The organism is Kitasatospora sp. NPDC048722, assembly GCF_040650235.1.
In the GTDB taxonomy this organism is placed as follows: Bacteria; Actinomycetota; Actinomycetes; order Streptomycetales; family Streptomycetaceae; genus Kitasatospora.
This window is the reverse complement of sequence record NZ_JBEZGX010000004.1, coordinates 12,192-34,723: the sequence shown is the minus strand read 5'-3', so window position 1 is coordinate 34,723 and position 22,532 is coordinate 12,192. Positions and strand designations below refer to the sequence as shown.

At 74.6% G+C, this 22,532-nt stretch carries 13 protein-coding genes; all 13 read left to right on the top strand.

Annotated features, from left to right (window positions below; genetic code table 11):
• Window positions 1-10 precede the first annotated feature (10 nt).
• The 13 genes from AB0C76_RS04825 (at window position 11) to AB0C76_RS04765 (ending at window position 22,529) form a co-directional block, all read left to right on the top strand.
• Window positions 11-637 carry a pyridoxamine 5'-phosphate oxidase family protein gene (locus tag AB0C76_RS04825; RefSeq protein ID WP_359959737.1) on the top strand — a complete coding sequence of 209 codons (627 nt, stop codon included), beginning with the start codon at window positions 11-13 and terminating at the stop codon, window positions 635-637.
• Window positions 634-1,308 carry a cyclase family protein gene (locus tag AB0C76_RS04820; RefSeq protein WP_359959734.1) on the top strand — a complete coding sequence of 225 codons (675 nt, stop codon included), beginning with the start codon at window positions 634-636 and terminating at the stop codon, window positions 1,306-1,308. The genes AB0C76_RS04825 and AB0C76_RS04820 overlap by 4 nt, the downstream gene beginning before the upstream one ends.
• Window positions 1,309-1,438: 130 nt before the next feature.
• Window positions 1,439-1,774 carry a YciI family protein gene (locus AB0C76_RS04815; protein ID WP_329927846.1) on the top strand — a complete coding sequence of 112 codons (336 nt, stop codon included), beginning with the start codon at window positions 1,439-1,441 and terminating at the stop codon, window positions 1,772-1,774.
• An 80-nt stretch (window positions 1,775-1,854) separates the two neighbouring features.
• Window positions 1,855-2,685: a phytanoyl-CoA dioxygenase family protein gene (locus tag AB0C76_RS04810; protein ID WP_359959730.1), complete on the top strand. Its 831-nt coding sequence runs from the start codon at window positions 1,855-1,857 to the stop codon at window positions 2,683-2,685.
• A gap of 77 nt (window positions 2,686-2,762) precedes the next feature.
• The gene (locus AB0C76_RS04805; RefSeq protein WP_359959727.1) at window positions 2,763-7,664 is read left to right on the top strand and encodes an amino acid adenylation domain-containing protein; all 4,902 of its coding nucleotides are present in this window, start codon (window positions 2,763-2,765) and stop codon (window positions 7,662-7,664) included.
• Window positions 7,661-11,830: an SDR family NAD(P)-dependent oxidoreductase gene (locus AB0C76_RS04800; RefSeq protein ID WP_359959724.1), complete on the top strand. Its 4,170-nt coding sequence runs from the start codon at window positions 7,661-7,663 to the stop codon at window positions 11,828-11,830. The genes AB0C76_RS04805 and AB0C76_RS04800 overlap by 4 nt, the downstream gene beginning before the upstream one ends.
• On the top strand, window positions 11,827-14,142 hold the full coding sequence (locus AB0C76_RS04795; RefSeq protein ID WP_359959721.1) for a lantibiotic dehydratase: 2,316 nt from the start codon (window positions 11,827-11,829) through the stop codon (window positions 14,140-14,142). Before AB0C76_RS04800 ends, AB0C76_RS04795 begins: the two co-directional genes overlap by 4 nt.
• Window positions 14,143-14,239: 97 nt before the next feature.
• Window positions 14,240-14,638: a VOC family protein gene (locus AB0C76_RS04790; protein ID WP_359959719.1), complete on the top strand. Its 399-nt coding sequence runs from the start codon at window positions 14,240-14,242 to the stop codon at window positions 14,636-14,638.
• 82 nt (window positions 14,639-14,720) lie between these two features.
• Window positions 14,721-16,079 (top strand): hypothetical protein, encoded by a 1,359-nt coding sequence (locus AB0C76_RS04785; RefSeq protein ID WP_359959717.1) that lies wholly within the window; start codon window positions 14,721-14,723, stop codon window positions 16,077-16,079.
• 40 nt (window positions 16,080-16,119) lie between these two features.
• Entirely contained in the window at window positions 16,120-17,094 is a 975-nt protein-coding gene (locus AB0C76_RS04780; protein WP_359959714.1) for an NADP-dependent oxidoreductase, read from the top strand.
• A gap of 164 nt (window positions 17,095-17,258) precedes the next feature.
• Window positions 17,259-19,211 carry an ABC transporter ATP-binding protein gene (locus AB0C76_RS04775; RefSeq protein ID WP_359959711.1) on the top strand — a complete coding sequence of 651 codons (1,953 nt, stop codon included), beginning with the start codon at window positions 17,259-17,261 and terminating at the stop codon, window positions 19,209-19,211.
• Window positions 19,208-20,992: an ABC transporter ATP-binding protein gene (locus AB0C76_RS04770; protein ID WP_359959708.1), complete on the top strand. Its 1,785-nt coding sequence runs from the start codon at window positions 19,208-19,210 to the stop codon at window positions 20,990-20,992. The genes AB0C76_RS04775 and AB0C76_RS04770 overlap by 4 nt, the downstream gene beginning before the upstream one ends.
• Window positions 20,993-21,056: 64 nt before the next feature.
• The gene (locus tag AB0C76_RS04765) at window positions 21,057-22,529 is read left to right on the top strand and encodes a M20/M25/M40 family metallo-hydrolase (protein ID WP_359959705.1); all 1,473 of its coding nucleotides are present in this window, start codon (window positions 21,057-21,059) and stop codon (window positions 22,527-22,529) included.
• Window positions 22,530-22,532 lie beyond the last annotated feature (3 nt).

Sequence of the window (22,532 nt, the reverse complement as noted above, 5' to 3'; positions counted from 1 at the left end):
GGGTGGCCCCGTGAAGCCCGAGGAGTTCTACCACGACGGCAGCCGCGACCTCCAACGCCTCTTCGGCAGCGAGCAGTTGGCCGACCACCTGGCCCACCGGTACGTGCTGGACGAACTGGAGGAGGAGCACGCCGAGTGGATCCGCGGGGCCGACGCCGTGTACGTCGCGACGATCGACCCCGACGGCTTCCCCGAGTGCTCCTACAAGGGCGGCCTGCCGGGCTTCGTCCGCGTGCCGGACCTTCGGACGCTGGAGATCCCCAGCTACGACGGCAACGGCATGTACCGCACACTCGGCAACGCCGCCGCCGTGCGGCGCGTGGGTCTGCTGTTCCTCTTCCCGTCCCTGCGGGCCAAGTTGCGGGTCAACGGCACCTGCGAGGTGCTGACCGACCGCGACGCGCTGCACCCGCACCACGGCGCCGAGGCCGTGCTGCGGGTCGGCGTCACCGCGGTGTTCGAGAACTGTCCGCGCTACCTGCACGATCCGGTGACCGGCGAGCACTCCACGCACTGCCCGCGCCCCGGCCACCGCCCGCCCGACCCCGACTGGAAGCTCAAACCCGAGTACGACGGGCTGCTGCCGGCGCCCCGCGAAGAACAGGTCCAAGACCGGATCCAGGAGTCGAACCGATGAACCGACCGAGCCGACGCACCGTCGTCGACCTCTCCCACCCGATCGAAGCCGGCATGACCACCTACCCCGGCCTGCCCGGGCCGGTCATCTCCGACCACATGTCCCGCGCCGACTCCCGGCCCCGCTACACCCCGGGCACCGAGTTCCAGATCGGGCGGATCGAGATGGTCGCCAACACCGGCACCTACCTGGACACCCCGTTCCACCGCTACCCGGACGGCGCCGACCTCTCCGGACTGGACCTCGCGCTGCTCGCCGACGTCCCGGGCGTCCTGATCGACGCCACCGGCGCGGGCCGGGCCGTCGGCCCCGAGCTGCTGGAGCGTCACGAGGTCGCCGGGCGGGCCGTGCTGGTGCGCACCGGCTGGGACCGGCACTGGGGGACGGAGAAGTACGGCGACCCCGAACACCCCTTCCTCACCGTCGACGCCGTGCACTGGCTGATCGCCGAGGGCGCCTCCCTGGTCGGCATCGACTCGGTCAACATCGACGACATGGCGGACCTCGACCGCCCCGCCCACACCGGCCTGCTCGGCGCCGGGATCCCGATCGTCGAACACCTCGGCGGCCTGGACCGGCTCCCGGCGAGCGGCTTCCGCCTCCACTGCGCCCCGCCGCCGGTGGTCGGCATGGGCAGCTTCCCGATCCGCGCCTACGCCGTCCTCGACTGACCCCCGCGGGTTGTCCATCCGCCGCCGGCCCGTTCGTCGGGTTCCCGGAGGGGCCCGAAACCGGGTCCCGGACACCGCGCCGCTCACGGACACCGGCGGCGGCGGACGACCCCGAGCGAGGAGACGGACCATGAAGTACCTGCTGCTGATCTGCGCCGACCAGGACGCCGAGGTCACCCCCGAGGACGACGCGGGCATGGCGGTCGGCACCGCCGACTGGGTGACCGAGATGGACGGGCGCGGCGTGCGGCTGGACGGCAACCGGCTGCGCCCGGCCGGGGACGCCACCTCGGTGCGCGTGCGCGGCGGCGAGGTCGTCGTCGACGACGGCCCGTTCGCCGACGCCGAGGGCCGGATCGCCGGCTACGACGTCATCGAGTGCGCCGACCTGGACGAGGCGATCGAGGTGGCCGGCAAGCACCCGGTGGCCCGCTTCGGCACCATCGACGTCCGCCCGGTCTGGTAGCACGCCGCACCGTCCGGACCGGCCCGGCCCGGCGGCACGGCCGCGGCACGCATCCGAACCGAACGAGAAAGGCCTGAGCAATGACGCACGACACGGCCGGCACCGCCGCCGCACCGCTCGCCCCCGAACTCGTCGCGCGGTACCACCGGGACGGCTACGTGCTCCTGCCGCCCGGCTCACTGGCCGGGGACCTGCTCGACGTGGCGCTCGACGAGCTCCCCTCGATCCTCGCCGCGGACGACCCCGGGCGGGTCCTGGAGCGCGACGGGCGGACCGTCCGCTCCGTCTACGGCCTGCACCGCACGAACCCCGCGATCGCCGCGCTCACCCGCCGGCCGGCGCTGCTCGGCGCCGTCCGCGGCCTGCTCGACGACGACGTGTACGTGCACCAGTCGAAGGTGAACATCAAGGCGCCGTTCGCCGGCGACCAGTGGGAGTGGCACCAGGACTACGTCTACTGGCTCACCGGCGACGGCATCCGGCGGCCCGACCTGGTCAACGTCGCCGTGTTCCTGGACGAGGTGACCGAGTTCAACGGGCCGCTCACCTTCGTGCCCGGCTCGCACACCGCCGGGCTGCTCGCCAGCACCGACGCGGACGGCATGCCGCTCGGCTACGAGGACGCGCCGGCCTGGGTGGCGACGCTCACCGCCGACGAGAAGTTCCGGGTGCGCCACTGCGTCATCGAGGAACTCGCCCGCGCCAACGGGCTGGTGAGCCCCAAGGGGCCCGCCGGGTCGGTGCTGGTGTTCCACCCGAACATCCTGCACTGCTCGGCGGCGAACATCTCGCCGTTGCGCCGCGCGATGCTGATGTTCGTCTACAACAGCGTCGCCAACCGTCCCGAGGTCACCGGCCTGCGGCCGGACTTCCTCGCCGACCCGGAGCCGGTCGCGCTCCAGCCGATCTGACGATCCGTCGGAAGAGGTCCTTCGAGTCACGGCGCAGTGGGGGGAACCATGCGGGACGCGGACGAGCAGGTGGCGGCATGACGAACGGGGCCTCGGTGCTCCGCGGACCACGGGTGCCCCACCGGGCACCGTACGGGCTCCCGGGGCTGGTCCGCGACCAGCGGACGCGCACCCCGGACGCCGTCGCCTGCTCCGATCCCGGGCGCACCCTCACCTACGCCGAGCTGGACCTGCTCAGCGACGCGTGCGCGGCCGCCGTGCTGGGCGCCACCGGCGGGCGCAGGGGCCCGGTGGCCGTGCGGATGCCCCGGCAGGCCGACCTGCTGGTCGCGCTGCTCGGGGTGCTCAAGGCCGGCTGCCACTACGTGCCGATCGCGGCCGACGAACCCGCCGGGCGGGTCGCGGCCATGCTCGGCGCCGTCCGGCCGCTGTGCACGGTGGTGGCGGCCGGGCACGAGGGTCTGGCCCCGGGCGGGGTGCCGGCCGTCACCGTGCCCCGCACCGCGCCCGCCGGGTACGCGCCGCTGCGCGAGGCCGGGCCGGAGGACCCGGTCTACGCGTTGTTCACGTCCGGCTCGACGGGCACCCCCAAGGCCGTCCTGGTCGGCGCCGCCGCCCTCGCCAACCGGATCCTCTGGATGGCCGGGCGGTTCGGCCTCGACGCCCGCGACCGCGTCCTCCAGAAGACGCCGAGCACCTTCGACGTCGCCGGGTGGGAGTTCTTCCTGCCCGTCGTCACGGGCGCCCGCTGCGTCTTCCCGCCCGCCGACGCCCACTACGACCCACGGCTCCTCGCGCGCGCCCTGGCCGACGAGGGCATCACCGTGTGCCACTTCGTGCCGACGATGCTGGAGGCCCAGCTGCGCCTGGCGAACGTCGAACTCCCTTCGCTGAGACTGGTGTTCTGCAGCGGCGAGGCACTCCCGCCCGCGCTCGCCGCGCGGTTCGCGCAGTGGTCGCGCGCCGAACTGCACAACCTGTACGGGCCGACCGAGGCCGCGATCGACGTGACGCACTGGCCCGTGCCGCGCGGGCTCGCTCCGGACGGGGACGTGTTCATCGGGGCGCCGATCGACAACGTCGACCTGCGGATCGCCCGGACGGACGGCTCCCCCGTCCGCGAGGGCGAGCCGGGCGAGCTGTGGATCGGCGGCGTCCAGGTGGCGCTCGGCTACGTGGGCCGGCCCGACCTCACGGAGCCGGCGTTCCCTGTCGTGGACGGCCAACGGTGGTACCGAACCGGCGACTTGGCGTCCTCGGAGGACGGCCTGGTGCGCTACCACGGCCGGATCGACGCGCAGCTCAAGATCCGCGGCGTCCGGATCGAGCCGGCCGAGGTCGAGGCCGCGATCACCGCGCACCCCGCGGTCGCCGCCACCACCGTCGTCGCCGTCCGGCCCCCGGACGGCGCCGCCTCCGAACTCGTCGCCGTCGCCGTACGGGCCGAGGGCCACCCGGACGCCGACCACGCGATCCTCGCCCACGTCGCCGACCGGCTCCCCCGGGCCTTCGTGCCGCACGCGCTGCGCTGGGTCGACCGCCTGCCCCTCACCTCCTCCGGCAAGGCCGACCGCCGGCGCATCACCGAGGAGACAGAACGCTGGTGGACGTCCAAAGCTCCCGTCGAAACTCCGGAGAGGGACGAACTCGCCGCCGTCTGGTGGGAGTTGCTCGCCGTCCCGGCCGACCAGCAGCGCGAGGACCTCGGCTTCCTGAGCCTCGGCGGGCACTCCCTCACCGCCCTCGCGCTGATCGCCCGGCTGGCCGAACTGCGCGGCGTCGAACTGCCGTTGCCGCTGCTCCTGCGGGACGGCCTCACCCTGGCCGGCCTCCGCGACGCCCTGGCCACCGCGCCCCGCACCGAGCGCCCGCAGGCCACCGAGGGCCCGGCCGACCACAGTCCGCTCACCCCCGTGCAGGAACCGCTCTGGCTCCTCAACCGCGCCCTCGTCGACGACTCCGGCAACAACGTCGTCGGCGCCCTGCGGATCCCCGCCGCCGTCGACGACGACGCCCTGCGCGCCGCCGCCCGGGACGTGCTCGGGCGCCACGACCTCCTGCGCGCGGCCGTCGACGTCGCCGACGGAGTCCCGCGTTGGACGTACGCACCCAACGCCGAACCGCGGTTCACCGTCCGGGAGACCGCCGGCCCGCTCGACGATCCGGCGGCGCGCGCGTTCGTCGCCGGGATCGCGCGGACGGCGATCCCGCTGGACCGGCCGCCGTTGCTCACCGTCGGCCTGCTGCGCGGCACGGACGAGGCGCTCCTCGTGCTCTCCCTGCATCACCTGGTGGCCGACCAGCACGCCCTCGAACTCGTCGCCCGGGACCTCGCCACCGCCTACACCGCCCGCGCGCTCGGGCTCGCACCGCAGTGGCCGCCCGCACCCGGCTTCGCCGCCTTCGCCCACCGGCGGGCCGCCGCCGTCGGCTCGGACCGCTGGCACGAGGACCTCGCGTACTGGGCGGCGCTCCTGCCGGACGCCCCCGCGCGCACGCCGCTCCCGTTCCGCCTCACCGGCCCGACCGGCCCGACGCTCGACGGCCGCCGCACGGTGGCCGCGCTCGGCCCGGAGCTCACCGCCTCCGTCGACGCCCTCCTCGCCCGCACCGGGCACACCCGGGCCACGTACGTCGTCGCGTGCGTCGCGACGGTCCTCGCCGCCTGGGCGGGCGAGCGGTCCGTCGCCGTGGGCGTGCCGGTCAGCCGACGGCTGGGCCCGGGGGAGCAGGAACTCGTCGGGCCCGTGCTCAGCACCGTGCCGCTGTGGCTCGACGTCGAGGGCCGGGCCGGGCGCGACGACCTGCTCGCCCACGTGCGCGAGCGGTCGCTGGAGGCACTCGACCACCTCGTGCCCACGTTCCAGGCCGTCGTGCACCGGCTGGGGCTGCCGCCCTCGCCACGGGACAACCCGCTGTTCCAGGTGTGGGTCAACGACCTCAGCCGGATCGGGCCCGCACCCGCCTTCGCCGACACGCCCGCGCGGTGGGTGGACGCGGCGCCGCCGTACGCGCTGTTCGACCTCAACTTCTACCTCCGGCACGACCCGGACGACGGGCTTCGGCTCGAACTCGTCGGGCGGGAGGCACTGTTCGAGGACGCGGTGGTCGACGAGCTGCTGCGGCAGGTGGCCGGGGTCGCGGCCGCGTTCGCGACGGACCGGGCGCCGTTCGACGGTCCTCCTGCGGTGCCGGTGCACGCGCCGCAGCCGCATGCACCCGACGTCCTCGCACGGATCCGGGACGTCGCCCTGCGGCACCCCGACGCCGTCGCGGTCCACTCGCCCCGACTGGACCTGGCCTACGCCGAGTTGCTGCACCGCTGCGACGAGGTGGCCGCCGCCGTCACCGCCGCCGGCGTCCTCCCCGGGGACGTCCTGGAGCTGCGCGCCGACCGCACCCCGGACCTCGCCGCCGCCTTCCTCGGCACCCGGCAGGCGGGCGCGGCCGTCGCCGTCACGGACGCGCACCTGCCCGCCGCCGCACTCGCCGAACGCCAGGACCTCCTGCGCCCCAAGGCCGTCCTGACCGCCGACGGCACCCTCCGGCCCGGCACCCGCGAGCCGCGCCGCCTGCCCGGCGTCAGCCACGTCCTCTTCACGTCCGGCACCTCCGGGCGCCCGGCCGCCGTCGCCGTGTCCCCGGCCGCGCTGGCCGGCACGCTCGACTGGTACCGGCGCTCCTTCGACCTCGGCCCCGAGGACCGGATCGCCCTGCTGGGCGCCCTCGGCCACGACCCCCTGCTGCGCGACCTCCTCGTGCCGCTGCTCGCGGGCGGCACCGTCGTCGTCCCGCCCGAGTCCGTGTTCACCGCCCCCGACCGGCTCTTCGCGCTGCTGGACGACGAGCGCGTCACCGTCCTGCACGCCACCCCGGCCCTCCTCGAACTGCTCCTCTCCGGACGCCCCCACGACACCGCCCGCCTCCCGCACCTGCGCCTGGTGGTCAGCGGCGGCGCGCCGCTGACCGCGGGCATGGTCCGCGCACTGCGGGCCGTCACCGGCGCGGCCGTCGTGAACGCGTACGGCGCCACCGAGACGCCCCAACTCGCCTCCGTCTGGCAGCTCGACGCCGGACAGGACCCGCTCGCCGGGCTGCCGGACACGGCCGAACTACCGGTCGGCACCGGCGCGGGGGCCGCCGAGCTCCTCGTGCTGCGCCCCGACGGCACACCCGCCCCGGTCGGCCACGTGGGAGAGGTCGTCGTCCGCTCCCCGCACCTGGCGGCGGGCTACCTGGACGGCACCGGCCGGGGCGATCGCTTCGACACCGCCGCCGGTACCTACCGCACGGGCGACCGCGGCCGCCGCCACCCCTCCGGCACGGTCGTCCTGCACGGCCGGCTCGACCGCCAGCTCTCCGTCGACGGCTACCGCCTGGACCCCGAACAGGTCGAGCGCGCCGCCCTCGACCACCCCGCCGTCCGGCACGCCGTCGCCGGCCTGACCACGACCGCCGCCGGGCCCGTGCTGTCGCTCACCGTCCGCACCGCGCCCGGCGCCGCCGCCCCGGACCCGGCCGACCTCCGCTCGCACCTGCGCCGGCGCCTGCCGCGCTACGCGGTGCCCGCCGAGATCCTCTTCGCCGACGGCCCGCGCGAGCGCGCCGCCAAGTCCGCCGGGGCGCCGGTCACCGAGGGCCCCGCCCAGGACGACCGCGCCGCCGCCGAACTGGCCGCCCTGGTCCGGGAGGTCATCGGGATCGACCTCCCGCCCGCCGACAACTTCTTCGACGCCGGGCTCAACTCGATGGCCGTCGTGCGCCTGCACGCCCTGCTGGGCGAGCGGCTGGCCACCGCGTTCCCGGTGACGGCGATGTTCGAGCACCCGAACCTCCTCGCGCTGGCCCGCTTCCTCTCCGGCCGCGCTCCGGCCGCGCCGCTCCGGGACGGTCCCCCCGCGCCCCGGTCGGCCCCACCGGCCGAGCAGCGGCGGCAGTTGCGCCGACGCATCCGACACGACCTCCAGGGAAACGCATGAACGACCAGAGCAGGTACGAACCCGTCGCCGTCGTCGGAATGGCCGGCCGCTTCCCCGGGGCCGTCGACCTCGGCGCGTTCTGGGCCAACCTCCGCGACGGCGTCGGCTCCATCCGCCTCGCCTCCGACGAGGAGCTCGCGGCGGCCGGCGTGCCGGCCCGCGTGCTCGCCGACCCGCAGTACGTCAGGGCCGTCGCGACGGTGCCCGAGATCGACGGCTTCGACGCCGGGTTCTTCGGGCTCACCCCGCGCGAGGCCCGCATCTGCGACCCGCAGATCCGGCTCTTCCTGGAGTGCGCCCACGCCGCCCTGGAGGACGCCGGCTACGACCCCGAACGGCTCGCCGACGTCGGCGTGTTCGGCTCCGCCGGGCGAGGCCGCTACCTCGACCTGGTGCGCCGCAGCGAGGGCCGCGCCGGCAACGGCGGCAGCGGGGGCGACGGCATCGGCCTGTCGCTGAGCACCTGGAACTCGACGGACTCCCTCGCCCCGCTGGTCTCCTACAAGCTCGGCCTCAACGGCCCGAGCCTCGGCATCGCGACGGCCTGCGCGAGCCCTCTGGTGGCCCTGCACCTGGCCGCCGCGTCGCTGCGCGCGGGCGAGTGCGAGCTGGCGCTCGTCGGCGGGGCGGAGGTCGAACTGCCGCTGGAGCACGGCTACTGGTGGGAGCCCGGCGGCAAGATCAGCCGTGACGGGCGCTGCCGGCCCTTCGACGCCGGGGCAACCGGCACGGTCTTCGGCTCGGGCGCCGGGGTGGTCGCGCTCAAGCGGCTCTCCGACGCGATCGCCGACCGGGACCACATCCGCGCCGTGATCCGCGGCTCGGCCGTCAACAACGACGGCTCCGCCAAGGCCGGGTTCGCCGCGCCGAGCGTCTCCGGCCAGTCGGCCGCGATCGCCGAGGCGATGCTGACGGCCGAGGTCGAGCCCGGCGACGTCGGCCTGGTGGAGGCGCACGCCTCGGGCACCGTCCTCGGCGACCCGATCGAGGTCGCCGCACTCACCTCGGCCTACCGGTACCTCGGCGCCACGGGCAGCGGCGCCACGGTCCTCACCTCCGTCAAGGGCAACATCGGGCACCTCGGCCACGCGTCGGGGATCGCCTCGCTGATCAAGGTCGTGCTGACGCTGGAGCACGGGACCGTGCCGCGCACCCTCGGCTTCCGCACCGCGAACCCCGAACTCGGCATCGAGGAGTCGCCGTTCGAGCTGCCGACCACCGCCGTGCCGTGGGAGCGCCGGGCGGAGCGGCCCCGGGTGGCGGCCGTCAACACCTACGGCGTGGGCGGCACCAACGCGCACGTCGTGCTGGAGGAGGCACCGGTGCGTTCCGGGCCCGCCGCCACGACGGACCGCCCGCGGATCGTCGTCTGGTCGGCGCGCACGCCCGAGGCGGCGGAGCGCTACCGGACCCGGCTCGCCGGTCATTTCACCTCCGCCGCACCGGACTTCGCCGCGAGCGTCGCGACCCTCCAGCAGGGCCGCACGACGCACCCGTACCGCGGCGCGGTGGTCGCCACGGACGCGCGCGAGGCGGCCGACCTGCTGATGGCGGCGAGCGGCCCCGCCGCCGGCCCCTCGGGCAGCCGCATCGCGCTGCTCTTCCCGGGCATGGGCACCCAGCACCCGGGCATGGCCCTCGACCTCCACGGCCGCTCCCCCGCCTACGCCCGCGCCTTCGACGCCTGCCTGGACCTCTTCGAGGCCCAGGGCGTGCCGCTGCGCGGCCTGTGGCGGGACGCCGACGCCGGGCGGATCGCCGATCCGGACGTCGCCCAGCCGCTGCTGTTCGCCGTCGAGCACGCGCTGGCGCAGGCCTGGCACGCGTGGGGTGTGCGGCCAGGCGCCGTCCTGGGGCACAGCCTCGGCGAACTCGCGGCGGCCGCGGCCGCCGGGGTGCTGACCGCCGAGGACGCCGTGCGGGCCGTCGTCGCGCGCTCGCGGGCGCTCGCCGCCACGCCACCCGGCGCCATGCTCGCCGTCGCCGCGGGGGAGGCCGACGTCGCGCGGCTGCTGCCGGACGACGTCCACGTGGCGGTCGTCAACAGCCCGCGCATGGTGGTGGTCGCCGGCCCGGCGGACGCCGTGGCGCAGGCGGGCGCCGAGCTGCGGGGGGCCGGGCTGAACGTCCGCCCGGTCCCGTTCAGCCGCGCCTCGCACGTACCGCTGGCGGCCCCCGCGGCGAAGGCCTTCGAGGAGTCCCTGCGGGGGCTGCGGTTCTCCGCGCCTGCCCTCGACCTGTACTCCTCGGCGACCGGCGGGCTCGTGAGCGACGCCGAGGCCACCGATCCCGCCTTCTGGGCCGGGCAGTTGGTGCGGCCGGTGCGGTTCGCGGACGCGGTGGCGGCGCTCGCCGGCACCGACGGGCGGCAGCTGCTGATCGAGTGCGGCCCCGGCCGCGCGCTCACCTCGGCCCTGCGCCAGCACCCCGCCGTGGACGCCGCGCGCCACCGGGTGCTGCCGACCCTCGCCCAGCGCAGGACCGAGCCGCTCGCCGACCTGCAGTCGGCGCTCACCGCGGTCGCCGCCGTGTGGACGGAGGGGCACGCGATCGACTGGACGGCCGTCGAGGACCTTTCGGACGCGGGCCGCGTGCCCGTGCCCGGGTACCCGTACGAACGGCAGCGGTACTGGGCCGACGTGGCGGGCGAGGACGAAGCTCAGCAGACTTCGGCCGACTCCCCCTTCACGCTGCCCAGTTGGCGCGAGCAGCCCCGCCCCGCACACCGGCTCGAGCCGGTCGCCCGCACGGTGGTCGCCGCCCTCCCCGAGGACGAGGCGGCGGCCCGCCGGGTCGCCGCCGCACTGCGCGAGGCCGGGATGCGGGTCGTCCCGCTCACACCGGGCACCGCGTACGAGGACCGCGAAGTCGGCTTCGTCATCCGTGAGGGCGAACCCCAGGACCTCGCCCGCGCCTTCCGCACCCTGCGCGAGCGCGGCGTGACAACCGGCCTGCTGGTCCATGCCGGAAGCCTCGGACGGCCCGAAGGCTCCGATTTGACCGAGCAGTTGGCGGCCGGACACACCGCCGCCACCGAACTGTTGCGCCAGGCCGCCGAGGGCGGGGCGCCCGGACTCGTCGTCCTCACCGAACACGCCGTGGACGTCAGCGGCCACGACCGGCTGCGCCCGGGCCACGCCGCGCTCACCGCGCTCGCCGGGGAGACCGGGGTCCGCCTGATCGACCTCGGCGGGTCCGTCCCCGACCGGGACGTCGCCGCCGAACTCCGCACGGGCGGCGAAGGCGTGGTGGCACTCCGCGGCACCCGCCGCTGGGTCCCCACCGAGCTCCCGCTCGCCGTCGCCCCGGCCGAGGGGCCGGCCCTCCGGCCCGCCGGCACCTATCTGATCACCGGCGGCACCGGCCGCCTCGGCGTCCGGGTGGCACGCGGGCTGGCCGCGACCGGACTGCGCCCGACGCTCGTCCTCGTCGGCCTTAAGGCCACCGAACGGCCGGATCTGGTAGCGGAGTTGGGGTCCCTGGGCGCGACCGTCGAGTCGGCCGCGTGCGACGTCACCGACCACGCGGCGCTCACCGCCCTCCTCGACGACGTCACCGGCCGCCACGGTCCCGTCCACGGCGTCCTCCACCTGGCCGGCCCGGCCCCCGACACGGCCGAGGCGGACGCCTTCGGCCCCCGGGCGTTCGGCCTCGCGGCCCTCGCCCGCGCCTTCGCCGGCCGCCCGGCGCTCGACCTGTTCGCGACCGTCACGCGGAGCCGCCCCGACGCCGCCGACGCCGTCCTCACCGCCCTCGCGGCCGCCGGCGCCCCGCCCGCGGCCCGCACGCTCGTCGTCTCCACGCCCAGGCCCATGGACACCACCCTCCTGCTGGAGCTGCTGCGGGCGCACACTCCGGCTCAGGTGACGATCCGTCACGCGATGGACCAGGAAGCCGAGCAGGCCCCCGCACCCCCCGTGGTCTCCCCGACCGAACGGGACGCCACCACCGCCCGTCTGCGCGCGCTGTGGACGGGCCTGCTGGGCTGGCCCGAGATCGCCGACGGCGCGGACTTCTTCGACATCGGCGGCAACTCCCTCACCGCGGTCGAGCTGGTCTCCCACATCCACGACGAGTTCGGCGTGGACCTCGGCATCGCCGCCCTCTTCGACTACCCCACCCTGGACGCCCTCGCGGCCCAGATCGAGCGGAAGAAGGCGTCATGACCGGATCCGACGGGCACCACCTCGTCCCGCTGAGAGCCACCGGATGGTCCGTGTGGCGCGACGTCGTCCTGCGCAGCACCGGATTCCCGGCCGACACCGTACTGCCGCTCACGGACCCGGCGCTCGCGGCCGCGGCGGACGCCGACGACGCGGACGCCTACCGCGCCGAGTACGCGCTGGCCTCCGATCGGCTGTCCGCCGCCGTGCGCGGGGCGTCGACGACGCCGCGCTTCCGGGAGGCCGTCGCCTGGCAGAACCCGAAGCTGCTGAAGCTGTGCCTGGACAAGCTCGCGGCCGGCGAGCCGCGCAACGTCCGGGGGCGCAACCACGAGCTGGCGGTGGCGGGCTACCTCCAGCGGTACGCGCTGAAGAACGACACCATCGGCTTCGTCGGCCCGGTCGGCTGGGGCCGGTGGACGGACGACGGCGCGCCGCTCGCGTCGCGCGTCGGCCCGGACTTCCTGTCCCGGCGCACGGTCTACTTCGAGATCTGGGCGGTCGACGCCGTCGCCCGGGCCCTCTCGGACGACCCACGCGTGCGCCCGTGGCTGGCGCCGCGCCGGTTCGCCGCGCACCACCTCGCGGGCTCGACGCTGCTCGCGCCCGGCCGTCCGCCCGTGCAACTCACGGACGCCGAGGCGGAGTTGCTCGCACTCGTCGACGGGGTCCGCTCGCTTCCCGAGCTCGCGGAGGAGCTCGCGTGGTCCGAGTTCCCCGAACTCGGCGATCCGGCCGCCCTCCTGGCCGTCGTCGAGGACCTCGTCGCCCGCCAGCTGATCCGCCACGACGTCGTCGGCACGATCGAGGCCCACCCCGAGCGCTCGCTCGTCGCCCGCCTGGAGCGGATCGCCGACCCGGCTGCCAGGGCGTACGCGCTGGGCGTCGCGGCCCGGTTCACCGCCGCCCGGGACGCGGTCTCGGCCGCGGCGGGCGACGACACCGCGCTGGAGGCCGCGATGGCCGCCCTCGGCGCGTGCTTCGAGGAGATCACGGGCGTCGCCGGCGAGCGCCGCGCGGGCCAGACGTACGCCGGGCGGACACTCGTCTACGAGGACACCGTCCGCGACGTCCGGGTCGACCTCGGCCCGGCCCTGCGCGACGCCCTCGCCGGGCCGCTCGCGCTGCTCCTGGACAGCGGGCGGTGGCTGGTCGCGGAGGTGGGCCAGGAGTTCGACCGCTACCTGAGCGACATCTACGAGCGCAGGGTCGCGCAGCACGGCGATCCGGAGGTGCCGCTGGCGGCGATCCTGAGCCTCGCGACGCCGCAGCTGTACTTCAACATCCGCGGCCTGTCGAAGCCGGCCCGCCGCGCGGTCGACGAGTTCCAGCGCCGCTGGGCGGACGTGCTGCGGCTGCCCCCGGACGCCCAGCGCGTCGACCTGCGCAGCGAGGACATCGCCGGGCGGGTGGCCGAGCTGTTCCCCGCACGCCCGCTGCCGTGGCCGACGGCGGTGCACCACTCTCCGGACTTCATGCTCGCCGCGGCGGACGAGGAGGCGGTCGGGCGCGGGGAGTTCCTGCTCGTGCTCGGCGAACTGCACCTGTCGTTCAACACGATGGAGAGCCGGGTCTTCGTCGAGCAGCACGACGACCCGCCGTCGATGCTGGCGGCGGCCGAGGCGGACATGCGCGGGAGCCGGATCTACGGGATCATGAACCGGGACGTGCCGGGCGTGAGTTCGCGGGTGTCGCCGCCGTCGGCGCTGCTGTCGCCCGAGTACACGTACTGGACGATGCACCCCGAGGCCGTGACCCCGCCGGGCCCGATCATGCCGGCCGCCGCGCTGTTCGTGCGCCGGGAGGGCGAGCGGCTGATCGTCCGCTCGCGCGCCGGGTCGTTCGCGGCGCCGCTGGCGCACGTGGTGGGCGAGCCGCTCGCCGCGGCGGCGATCAACGCGTTCAAGCCGGTCGCCAGGGCCCGCCACAACCCGCGCATCACCGTCGACCGCCTGGTGGTGGCCCGCGAGTCGTGGAGCTTCCCGGCGCGCGAACTCACCTGGGCCGCGGTGAAGTCCGAGCCCGAACGCTTCCGGGCCGCCCGCCGCTGGCGGCTCGAACAGGGTCTGCCCGAGCGGGCGTTCTACAAGGTCCCGGTGGAGGACAAGCCCGCGTTCGTCGACTTCACCAGCCTGGTGCTGGTCAACATCCTGGCCAAGGCGGTGCGCCGGTCCGTGGAGGAGGAGAACGGCTCCGTCACGCTCACCGAGATGCTGCCGGACGCGGACGGGCTGTGGCTCCAGGACGCGGAGGGGGCGAGGTACACCTCGGAGTTCCGCATCCTCGCCGTCGACGGATCCGCGCGCGATCGGTGACCGGCGGGGTGTCCATCCGGGCCGCCCCCGTTCGTCGTGGGGGTGGCCCGCCCGGACGGGCACCCGTACCACGCACGAGAGACCTGAGGAGCACCACATGATCAAGGCCCTGAACGAGATCGAGGTCATCACCCTCTTCGTGGAGGACCTCGCCGCCACGAAGAAGTTCTACCTCGACGTCTTCGGCCTGGAGGTGGTCTACGAGGACGGCGAGTCCGCCGCCCTGAAGATGCGCAACCTGATGATCAACCTGCTGGAGGTCGGCGAGGCGCACGGCCTGGTCGCGCCGGCCCCGGTCGGCGGCCCGGAGACCGGCGCCCGCGCGCTGCTCACGATCAACGTCGCCGACGCCGGAGCCGTCTGCGCCGAGCTGGCCGAGCACGGCGTGGACCTCCTCAACGGGCCGGTGGACCAGCCGTGGGGCCGGCGGACGGCGACCTTCGCCGACCCGGCCGGGAACGTCTGGGAGATCGCCCAGGAGCTGACCGAGTCGTAAACCGGCACGGCAGCCCCCCGATCAGCCCCCGACGCCGGTCTCCAGCAGCCGACTTCTCAGATTCCCAGAGAGGACCCCGCAGATGTCGCAAGTCGTCGAGCTCATCGTCCCCAACAGTGCCGAGTACCACCTGCGAAACCCCGCCCTGAACCTCACCGGTGAGGAGCGCGAGCGGGTGGTGCGGTTCAGCGGCACCTACGAGTGCGAACACTCGGTGTTCTGGAGCCCCAACCCCCGGGTCCTGGTGCTCCCGCTCGGCTGGAACCGGCAGTGGTTCGACGACATCCACCGGACGCTGGGCCTGGACCCGGCGCCGGTGGTGTCGCCGGCCCGGCGCACCGGCCTGCTGGTGGAGGACTTCCTCAAGGACGGCGACGCGCAGGCGCGGCTGCGCGAACTGCTGGAGCCGTACGGGGTGGTGAAGCTCCAGATCGTCGGTCCGACCGACGAGACGTACCTGCTGGCGGCGCTGGTGCGCGGCTGGGGGAAGGCGGTGGAGCTGGACCACGTCGACGAGGACGCCTACTGGGCGAGCCTCTACCTGGACTCCAAGATCAGCCCGCTGGACCTGGCCCGCGAGCTGCCCGGCATCAACGTCGCCCCGGGCATGGTCGCGGGCAACTGGGTGGAGCTGCGCGGCGGCCTGAAGGCGATGACGGCCCGTTACGGCAAGGTGATCGCCCGGACGCTCTTCGGTGTGGCCGGCGACGGCTCGGGCGTCGTCCGCGACGAGCCGGGCGCCGTCGACGAGTTCCTGGACAACGCGGGCCGGGACTCGTTCTTCGCGTTCCCGATCCTGATCCAGCGTTTCCAGGAGCACGCCGAGGGCGTCGGCTGCCCGGCCGCGGACATCCTGATCGGCGAGGACGGCGTCGAGGACGTCGTGTGGTGCGCGCTGACCGTCGAGCACGGCTACTCCTTCCGCAGCGTGGACGTCGGCGTCGGCGCGCTGCCGCCGGAGTGGGGCGAGCGGCTCACGCAGGCCGCGCACGAGGTCGGCGCGGCGGCGCACAAGCTGGGCTACCGCGGCTGGATGTGCATCGACTGCGTGGCCGGGGACGACGACCGGCTGTACATCACCGAGATCAACGCGCGGCGCAGCGGCTCCCTGCACGCGGGCGGCCTGCTGCGGCTGTGGGGCGCGGAGAAGGAGCTGACGCTCTCCGCGCACTTCATGCTGCAGGTCGCCGAGGGCACGACCTACGAGGAGCACATCCGGCCGGTGTTCGAGAAGCTCTGGGCGGACGGGGTGCGGGCGTACCCGACGAGCGTGCGCGCGCTGCCCTGGCCGGACCCGATCGTCGCGGTCATCGCGGCGGCGCCGACGGCCGCGGAGGCCCGGGCGATCGTCGCCGGGATCAAGGAGGGGATCGACGCGCGGACGGCCGCGGCCGGCCTGACCGCCGCCGCCGACTCCGCCTACGGGCCGGGCAGAGCGTGAGACCGCGGGCGGGTCGCCCGCCGTACAGGGGGAGGATCTCGTGAGGCTCGGTCGTGAGGTGCACCTGGTGTCCCGGCCCTCGGGCCGGTTCCCGCAGGCGGGGGACACCAGGGTGGTCGAGGTCCCGGTCCCCGAACCGGGCCCCGGCCAGGTCGTCGTCCGCAACCTGTTCATGTCGATCGATCCCGGGCTGGTCCTGCGGATGAACGACCTGAGCAAGCTCGACATCCCCGACTTCGCGGTCGGGGCGCCGATGTGGAGCGACGCGATCGGTGAGGTCGTCGACACCGCCGACGAACGGCTGAGCCCCGGGGACATCGTCTGGCACCGGTTCGGCTTCCGCGACTACGCCGTCGCGGAGGCCGGCGAGTTCCGCCGGGTCGACCCGGACGCGTACCCCTCGCTCACCCACCACCTGTGCTTCGGGCTGACGGCCTACGTCGGCACCGAGGTGGCGCAGATCCGGCCGGGCGACACGTTCTTCGTGTCCAGCGCGGCCGGCGCGGTGGGCAGCATGGCGGGCCAACTGGCCCGCCTGCGGGGGGCGACCCGGGTGATCGGCTCGGCGGGAACGCCGGAGAAGGTCCGCTACCTCAGGGAGAGCCTCGGCTTCGACGACGCCTTCGACTACCACGAGGGGGTGCGGCCGCGGCTGCCGGAGCTGGACGTGTACTACGACAACGTCGGCGGCGCCCACCTGGAGGCGGCGATCGACGCGATGCGCCCGCGCGGGCGGATCGTCATGGGCGGGCGCAACGAGGAGATCCGCACCGGATCCGCCGAGGGCCCACGCAACATGATGGCCGTGATCGGCAAGCGGCTCGAACTCCTCGGCTACTACACCTTCGACCACCCCGAGCTGTTCCCGGTCTTCGACGAGCGGTTCCCGAAGTGGGTGCGCTCGGGGGAGATCGTCGTCGCCGAGACGATCGTGGACGGCCTGGAGAACGGCGTGGGCGCCGCCGTCAACCTGATGCACGGCGCGTACGTCGGGAAGGTCGTGCTCCGCATCTGACGGGACGGGCGGGCCCCGCCGGACGGACGCGGTCTGTCCATCCGGCGGGGCCCGGTTCGTCGCAGTGGCAGCAACGGCCAGGGGGTGGCGGCCGAGACACCCCACCGGAGACACGGAGGAGCGATGGCGAAGGTTCTGGAACGCGGCGCCGGGGAGCGTGCGCGGTGAGCGCCGCGCAGCCGGGGGGCACGGAGAGCACGGCGGCCCGCCTGGTGCGCGAGCGGCTGGAGATCTCGGCGCTGACCCGCCGAGCGGGCGCCGGGCTGATCGCCCTCGACGTGCTCGTCAACGTGCTGCTGGGCGCGCTGCCGGTGGTGTTCGTGGTCGCGACGGCGGTGCTGCTCGGCAAGGTGCCCGCGGCGATGGCCGGCGGCCTGGACTCCCCCGCGTGGGACTCGCTGCTCGGCGCGTTCTTCGTGGCCGCGGCGGCCTTCATCGGGCAGCAGGTCGTCGCGCCCGTCCGCGAGTCGGTCGGCGAGTTGGTGGCCCGGCGGATCGACGGCGAGGTGATCGACGACGTGATCGCCGCCGCCACCGGCACGACGAGCGTGGGCCCGCTGGAGGACCCGCAGGTCGTGGAGGACCTGCGCACCGCCGCCCGCGAGCTGGAGACCTGGGTGCAGAGCCCGGGCCAGGCCTGCGCCGGCCAGCTCGCGCTGATCGGCCGCTACACCCAACTCGCGGGCTACGCCGGGGTGGTGGGCGCCGTCTTCTCCTGGCTCGCCGCGGCCGGGCTGGTCGTCGCCGTGCTGCTGTTCCGCTACGGGCTGCGCGGCGGGCTGCGCAAGTACGCCGACGTCCGCTTCGAACTCGACGGCGCCGAGCTGAAGAACGACTACCTGCGCGAGCTCGCGATCGCCTCGGGCGCCGCCAAGGAGATCCGCGTCTTCGGCCTGAACGGCTGGCTGCGCGGCTTCTGGGGCTCCTCCTACCGGGAGTGGCTGGTGCCGCTGTGGGCGGCCCGGCGCCGCATCTACCTGTGGCCGTTCGTGTGGTTCACCGCCTGGGGCATGGCGGTGACCGCGACCGTGATGGCCCTCGTGGGGCGCGGCGCGGCCGGTCCCGGCGCCGACCTCACCCTCACCGACTTCGCCCTGGTCGTCACGGCGGCGCTCAGCGCGCTCAACCTCGGCGAGTTCTACCGCGAGTCCGACCTGCCGACGGCCGTCGGCATGCACGCCTACGGTGCCACCAAGAGCTTCCTGGGCCGCCTCGCCGCGGAGGAGCCCGCCCGGGCCGCGGCCGTCGAGGTGCCGGAGCCCGCGCACACCATCACCTTCGAGAACGTCTCCTTCCACTACCCCGGCGAGGACCGGGTGATCCTCGACGGCCTGGACCTCACGCTCACCGTCGGGCGGTGCACCGCGCTCGTCGGCCTGAACGGTGCCGGCAAGACGACGCTGGTCAAGCTCCTCGCCCGGCTCTACGAGCCCACGTCCGGCACCATCAGGCTGGACGGCGTCGACATCCGCAGCTACCCCGTCGAGGCCTGGCGGGCCAAACTCGGCGTCATCTTCCAGGACTTCGCGCGCTACGAGGTCTCCGCCGCCGACAACGTCGCCTTCGGGTCCGTCGCGCACCGCGACGACCGCGCCGGTGTGGAGGCCGTCATCGAGGCCGTCGGCCTGCGCGAGGCCCTCGACGGGCTGCCGCGCGGCCTCGACACCCCGCTCGCCCGCCACCTCGACGGCGGCGGCGACCTCTCCGGCGGGCAGTGGCAGCGCGTCGCCCTCGCCCGCGCCCTGTTCGCGCTGCGGCACGGCTCGCCGGTCCTCGTCCTCGACGAGCCCACCGCGAGCCTGGACGTCCGCGCCGAGGCCGGGTTCTTCCGGGAGTTCACCGAACTCTCTCGCGGGGCCACCACGCTGCTGATCTCGCACCGCTTCTCCACTGTCCGCCAGGCCGATCACATCGTCGTACTGGAGGGCGGCCGGGTCGCCGAGCAGGGAAGCCACGACGAACTCCTCGCCGCCGAGGGCCGCTACGCCCGCCTCTTCCGCCTCCAGGCCGACCGCTTCACGGACGACGGCGCCACCGACGACACCGCCGACACCGCCGACACCACCGAGAACACCGAGAACACCGACACCACCGAGGCAGCCGGGAGCGCACGATGAAGGAGACCCTGTCCGGCACCTGGCGGCTGCTCTCGATCGCCTGGAAGGTCGACTGGCGCAAGACCGTCACCGCGGCCGTGCTGATGACGGCCGGCGCCGTCGCCGCGCCCCTGCTCGCCGCCTTCCTCGGCCTCATGACCGACGCCGTCGTCGACGGCCACGGCGGCGCCGCGGGCGGCTACGGGATCGTCGTCGCGGTCCTCGCCGTCGTCACGCTGTCCTTCGGCAACTTCGCCCACGTCGCCTACTTCGAACTCGCCGAACTCGCCGAACAGCACTTCGTCGAGGACCTGATCACCCTCTCCAACGGCTCCGAGGGCATCGAGCACCACGAACGCTCCGACTACGCCGACCTCGTGACCGTCCTCCAGCCCGAGAGCCGACGCTTCCCGAACGCCTTCCAGGCCCTGTTCAGCCTGTTCGGGCTGATCCTCGCCGTGGTCTTCACCGCCGTCCTGCTCGCCCGGCTCAACCCGCTGCTCCTGCTGCTGCCGCTGGCCGCCGTCCCGCCGCTGATCGCCGGCCGCAAGGCCGAGGCCGTCACCGACCGCGCCAGGACCGCCACCGCCGAGCCCACCCGCATCGCGCTCAACCTCTTCCGGCTCTCCGCCAACGCCCGCTTCGCCGGCGAGCTGCGGGTCTTCCGGATGAGCGACGAACTGCGCCGCCGCCACGCCGAACTGTGGGACACCACCAGCCGCGGCCTGTGGCGCGCCAACACCCGCGCCGCCGCCGTCCGCGCCGGCGGGCAGACCGTCTTCGGCCTCGCCTACATGGGCGCCATGATCCTGGTGATCCGCGAGGCGATCTCCGGGCGCCACGGCGTCGGCGACGTCGTCCTCGTCATCTCGCTCGCCACCCAGGTCAACCGGCAGGTCGCCTCGGCCGTCAACCTCCTCGGCGACCTCCAGCGGATGACCGGCACGCTGCGCCGCATGGACACCATGCGCGACGTCGTCGCCCGGGCCGACGTCCCCGCCGCACGGCAGACTCCCCCGGAGCGCTTCACCCGCGGCATCCGGCTGGACGACGTCGGCTTCGCCTACCCCGGCACGGACGCCCCGGCCCTGTCCGGCGTCTCGCTCGCCCTGCCGGCCGGCTCCACCGTCGCCGTCATCGGCGAGAACGGCGCCGGCAAGAGCACCCTCGTCAAGCTCCTGTGCGGCCTCTACCGCCCCACCCGCGGCCGCATCCTGCTCGACGGCACCGACCTGCGCGAACTGCCCACCGAGGAGTGGCGCGAGCGGATCGCCGCCGGCTTCCAGGACTTCGTCCGCTTCGAGCTGCCCGCCCGCCACACCGTCGGCGTCGGCGACCTGCCCCGGCTCGACGACGACGCGGCCGTCCGCGCGGCCCTCGAAAAGGCCCACGCCACCGACGTCGTCGGCCAGCTGTCCGACGGCCTCGACACCCAGCTCGGCACCAGCTGGACCGAGGGGGCCGAACTCTCCGGCGGCCAGTGGCAGAAGCTCGCCCTCGGCCGGGCCCTGATGCGCGAGGCCCCGCTGCTCCTCGTCCTGGACGAACCCACCTCCGCGCTCGACCCCGAGGCCGAGCACCACCTCTTCGAGCGCTACGCGACGCAGGCCCGCACCCTCGGCGCGTCCACCGGCGCGATCACGCTGCTCGTCTCGCACCGGTTCTCCACCGTGCGCATGGCGGACCTGATCATCGTCGTCCGCGACGGCCGCGTCGTCGAGACCGGCGACCACGCCACCCTCATGAAGGCCGACGGCCTGTACGCGGAGCTCTTCGAACTCCAGGCGCTCGCCTACAAGTAGCCGATCGCGAACGAGCCGGCGCGCCTGGCGCCTCTCCCACACACCCGTTCCCAGGAGGAACCCCTTGCGAAGATGGACCGCCCTGCTCACCACCCTGTTGACGGCGATGGCGCTCGCGGGCGCGGCCACGCCCGCGAGCGCCGACGACGACAACTCTCCCGACCTCGCCCTCACGAGGGGCGTCACGACGAACGGCATCATGGCCCACGTCCGTGCCCTCCAGCGCATCGCCGACCACAACGACGGCCTGCGTGCCTCCGGCACCGACGGGTACGACGCCGCGGCCGACTACGTGGAGCGCACCCTGCGCCACTCCGGCTACGACGTCCAGGAGCAGCAGTTCACCATCCCGTACTACCGGGAAGTGGGCCCCGCCGCACTCACCGAGGTCTCCCCCCACGCCGTCACCATCAAGGCCGACACGTTCGTCTACTCGGGCAGCGCGGACGTGACGGGCACCGTGGTGCCGACGAACAACGTGGTCGTCCCGCCGACGCCCCAGCCGAGTTCGGCCTCCGGCTGCGCCCCCGGGGACTTCCCCCCGGTGCCGGCCGGGGCCGTCCGGATCGCGCTGATCCAGCGCGGCGGCTGCGGCTTCGCACCGAAGACGGCCAACGCGCAGGCGGCCGGGTACAAGGCCGTGATGATGTTCAACGAGGGCCAGCCGGGCCGTGACGGAGCGCTCACCGGAACGATCGGCGGGCCCACGGGCATCCCGGTGGTGGGCCTCGACTACGCCGACGGCCTCGCCCTCTACCAGGCGGCCACGTCGAGCACCGGCGCGACCGTCCACCTCGTCACCAGGACCGAGCAGAACCCCGACGCGCAGACCCGCAACATCATCGCGGAGACGCGCGGCGGCGACCCGAACCAGGTCGTGCTCGTGCACGCCGAGCTCGACGCCCTGCCCAGCGGCCCCGGGATCAACGAGAACGGCACCGGCGTGGCGACGGCCCTGGAGATCGCGCGGCAGCTCGCGCGCCTGCACGTGCCGCCGCACTACAAGGTCCGCTTCGCGTTCTTCGGCGCCGAGGAGACCCGCGCCTTCCGCGACGCCACCGGCGCGGTCGGGCTCCAGGGCTCGCTCCACTACGTCGACACGATCGGCCCGGCCGGGGTGGCCAAGATCTTCGCCGCCGTCCACCTGGACTCGATCGGCTCGCCCAACTACACCCGCTACGTCTTCGACGGCAGCGGCCCGGCCGGGTCGGACAAGATCACGAAGCTGTTCACCGACGCGTTCGCCGCGCGCGGCATGGCCACCGATCCGCACCCGCCCACCACGTTCGACGGCGACTCCGACTACGGGCCGCTGATGAACGCGGGCGTCCCGACCAGCGGCCTGTTCGGCGGCGCGGCCGAGGTCAAGACCCCGGACCAGGCCAAGAAGTACGGCGGCACCGCGGGCCAGGAGAACGACCCGTGTTTCCACCAGGCCTGCGACACGATCAAGAACGTCAACCGCACCGCGGTCGGCGACTTCGGCGCCGCCGCCTGGACGGTGGTGCGCCGGCTCGCCACCGAGGGCCTGAGCTGACCG

What these genes read in the sequence shown, in the direction of transcription:
- AB0C76_RS04810 (WP_359959730.1), top strand. Translation starts at nt 1,855, where the DNA reads ATGACGCACGACACGGCCGGCACCGCCGCCGCACCGCTCGCCCCCGAA.
- AB0C76_RS04815 (WP_329927846.1), top strand. Translation starts at nt 1,439, where the DNA reads ATGAAGTACCTGCTGCTGATCTGCGCCGACCAGGACGCCGAGGTCACC.
- AB0C76_RS04800 (WP_359959724.1), top strand. Translation starts at nt 7,661, where the DNA reads ATGAACGACCAGAGCAGGTACGAACCCGTCGCCGTCGTCGGAATGGCC.
- AB0C76_RS04790 (WP_359959719.1), top strand. Translation starts at nt 14,240, where the DNA reads ATGATCAAGGCCCTGAACGAGATCGAGGTCATCACCCTCTTCGTGGAG.
- AB0C76_RS04820 (WP_359959734.1), top strand. Translation starts at nt 634, where the DNA reads ATGAACCGACCGAGCCGACGCACCGTCGTCGACCTCTCCCACCCGATC.
- AB0C76_RS04805 (WP_359959727.1), top strand. Translation starts at nt 2,763, where the DNA reads ATGACGAACGGGGCCTCGGTGCTCCGCGGACCACGGGTGCCCCACCGG.
- AB0C76_RS04795 (WP_359959721.1), top strand. Translation starts at nt 11,827, where the DNA reads ATGACCGGATCCGACGGGCACCACCTCGTCCCGCTGAGAGCCACCGGA.
- AB0C76_RS04770 (WP_359959708.1), top strand. Translation starts at nt 19,208, where the DNA reads ATGAAGGAGACCCTGTCCGGCACCTGGCGGCTGCTCTCGATCGCCTGG.
- AB0C76_RS04785 (WP_359959717.1), top strand. Translation starts at nt 14,721, where the DNA reads ATGTCGCAAGTCGTCGAGCTCATCGTCCCCAACAGTGCCGAGTACCAC.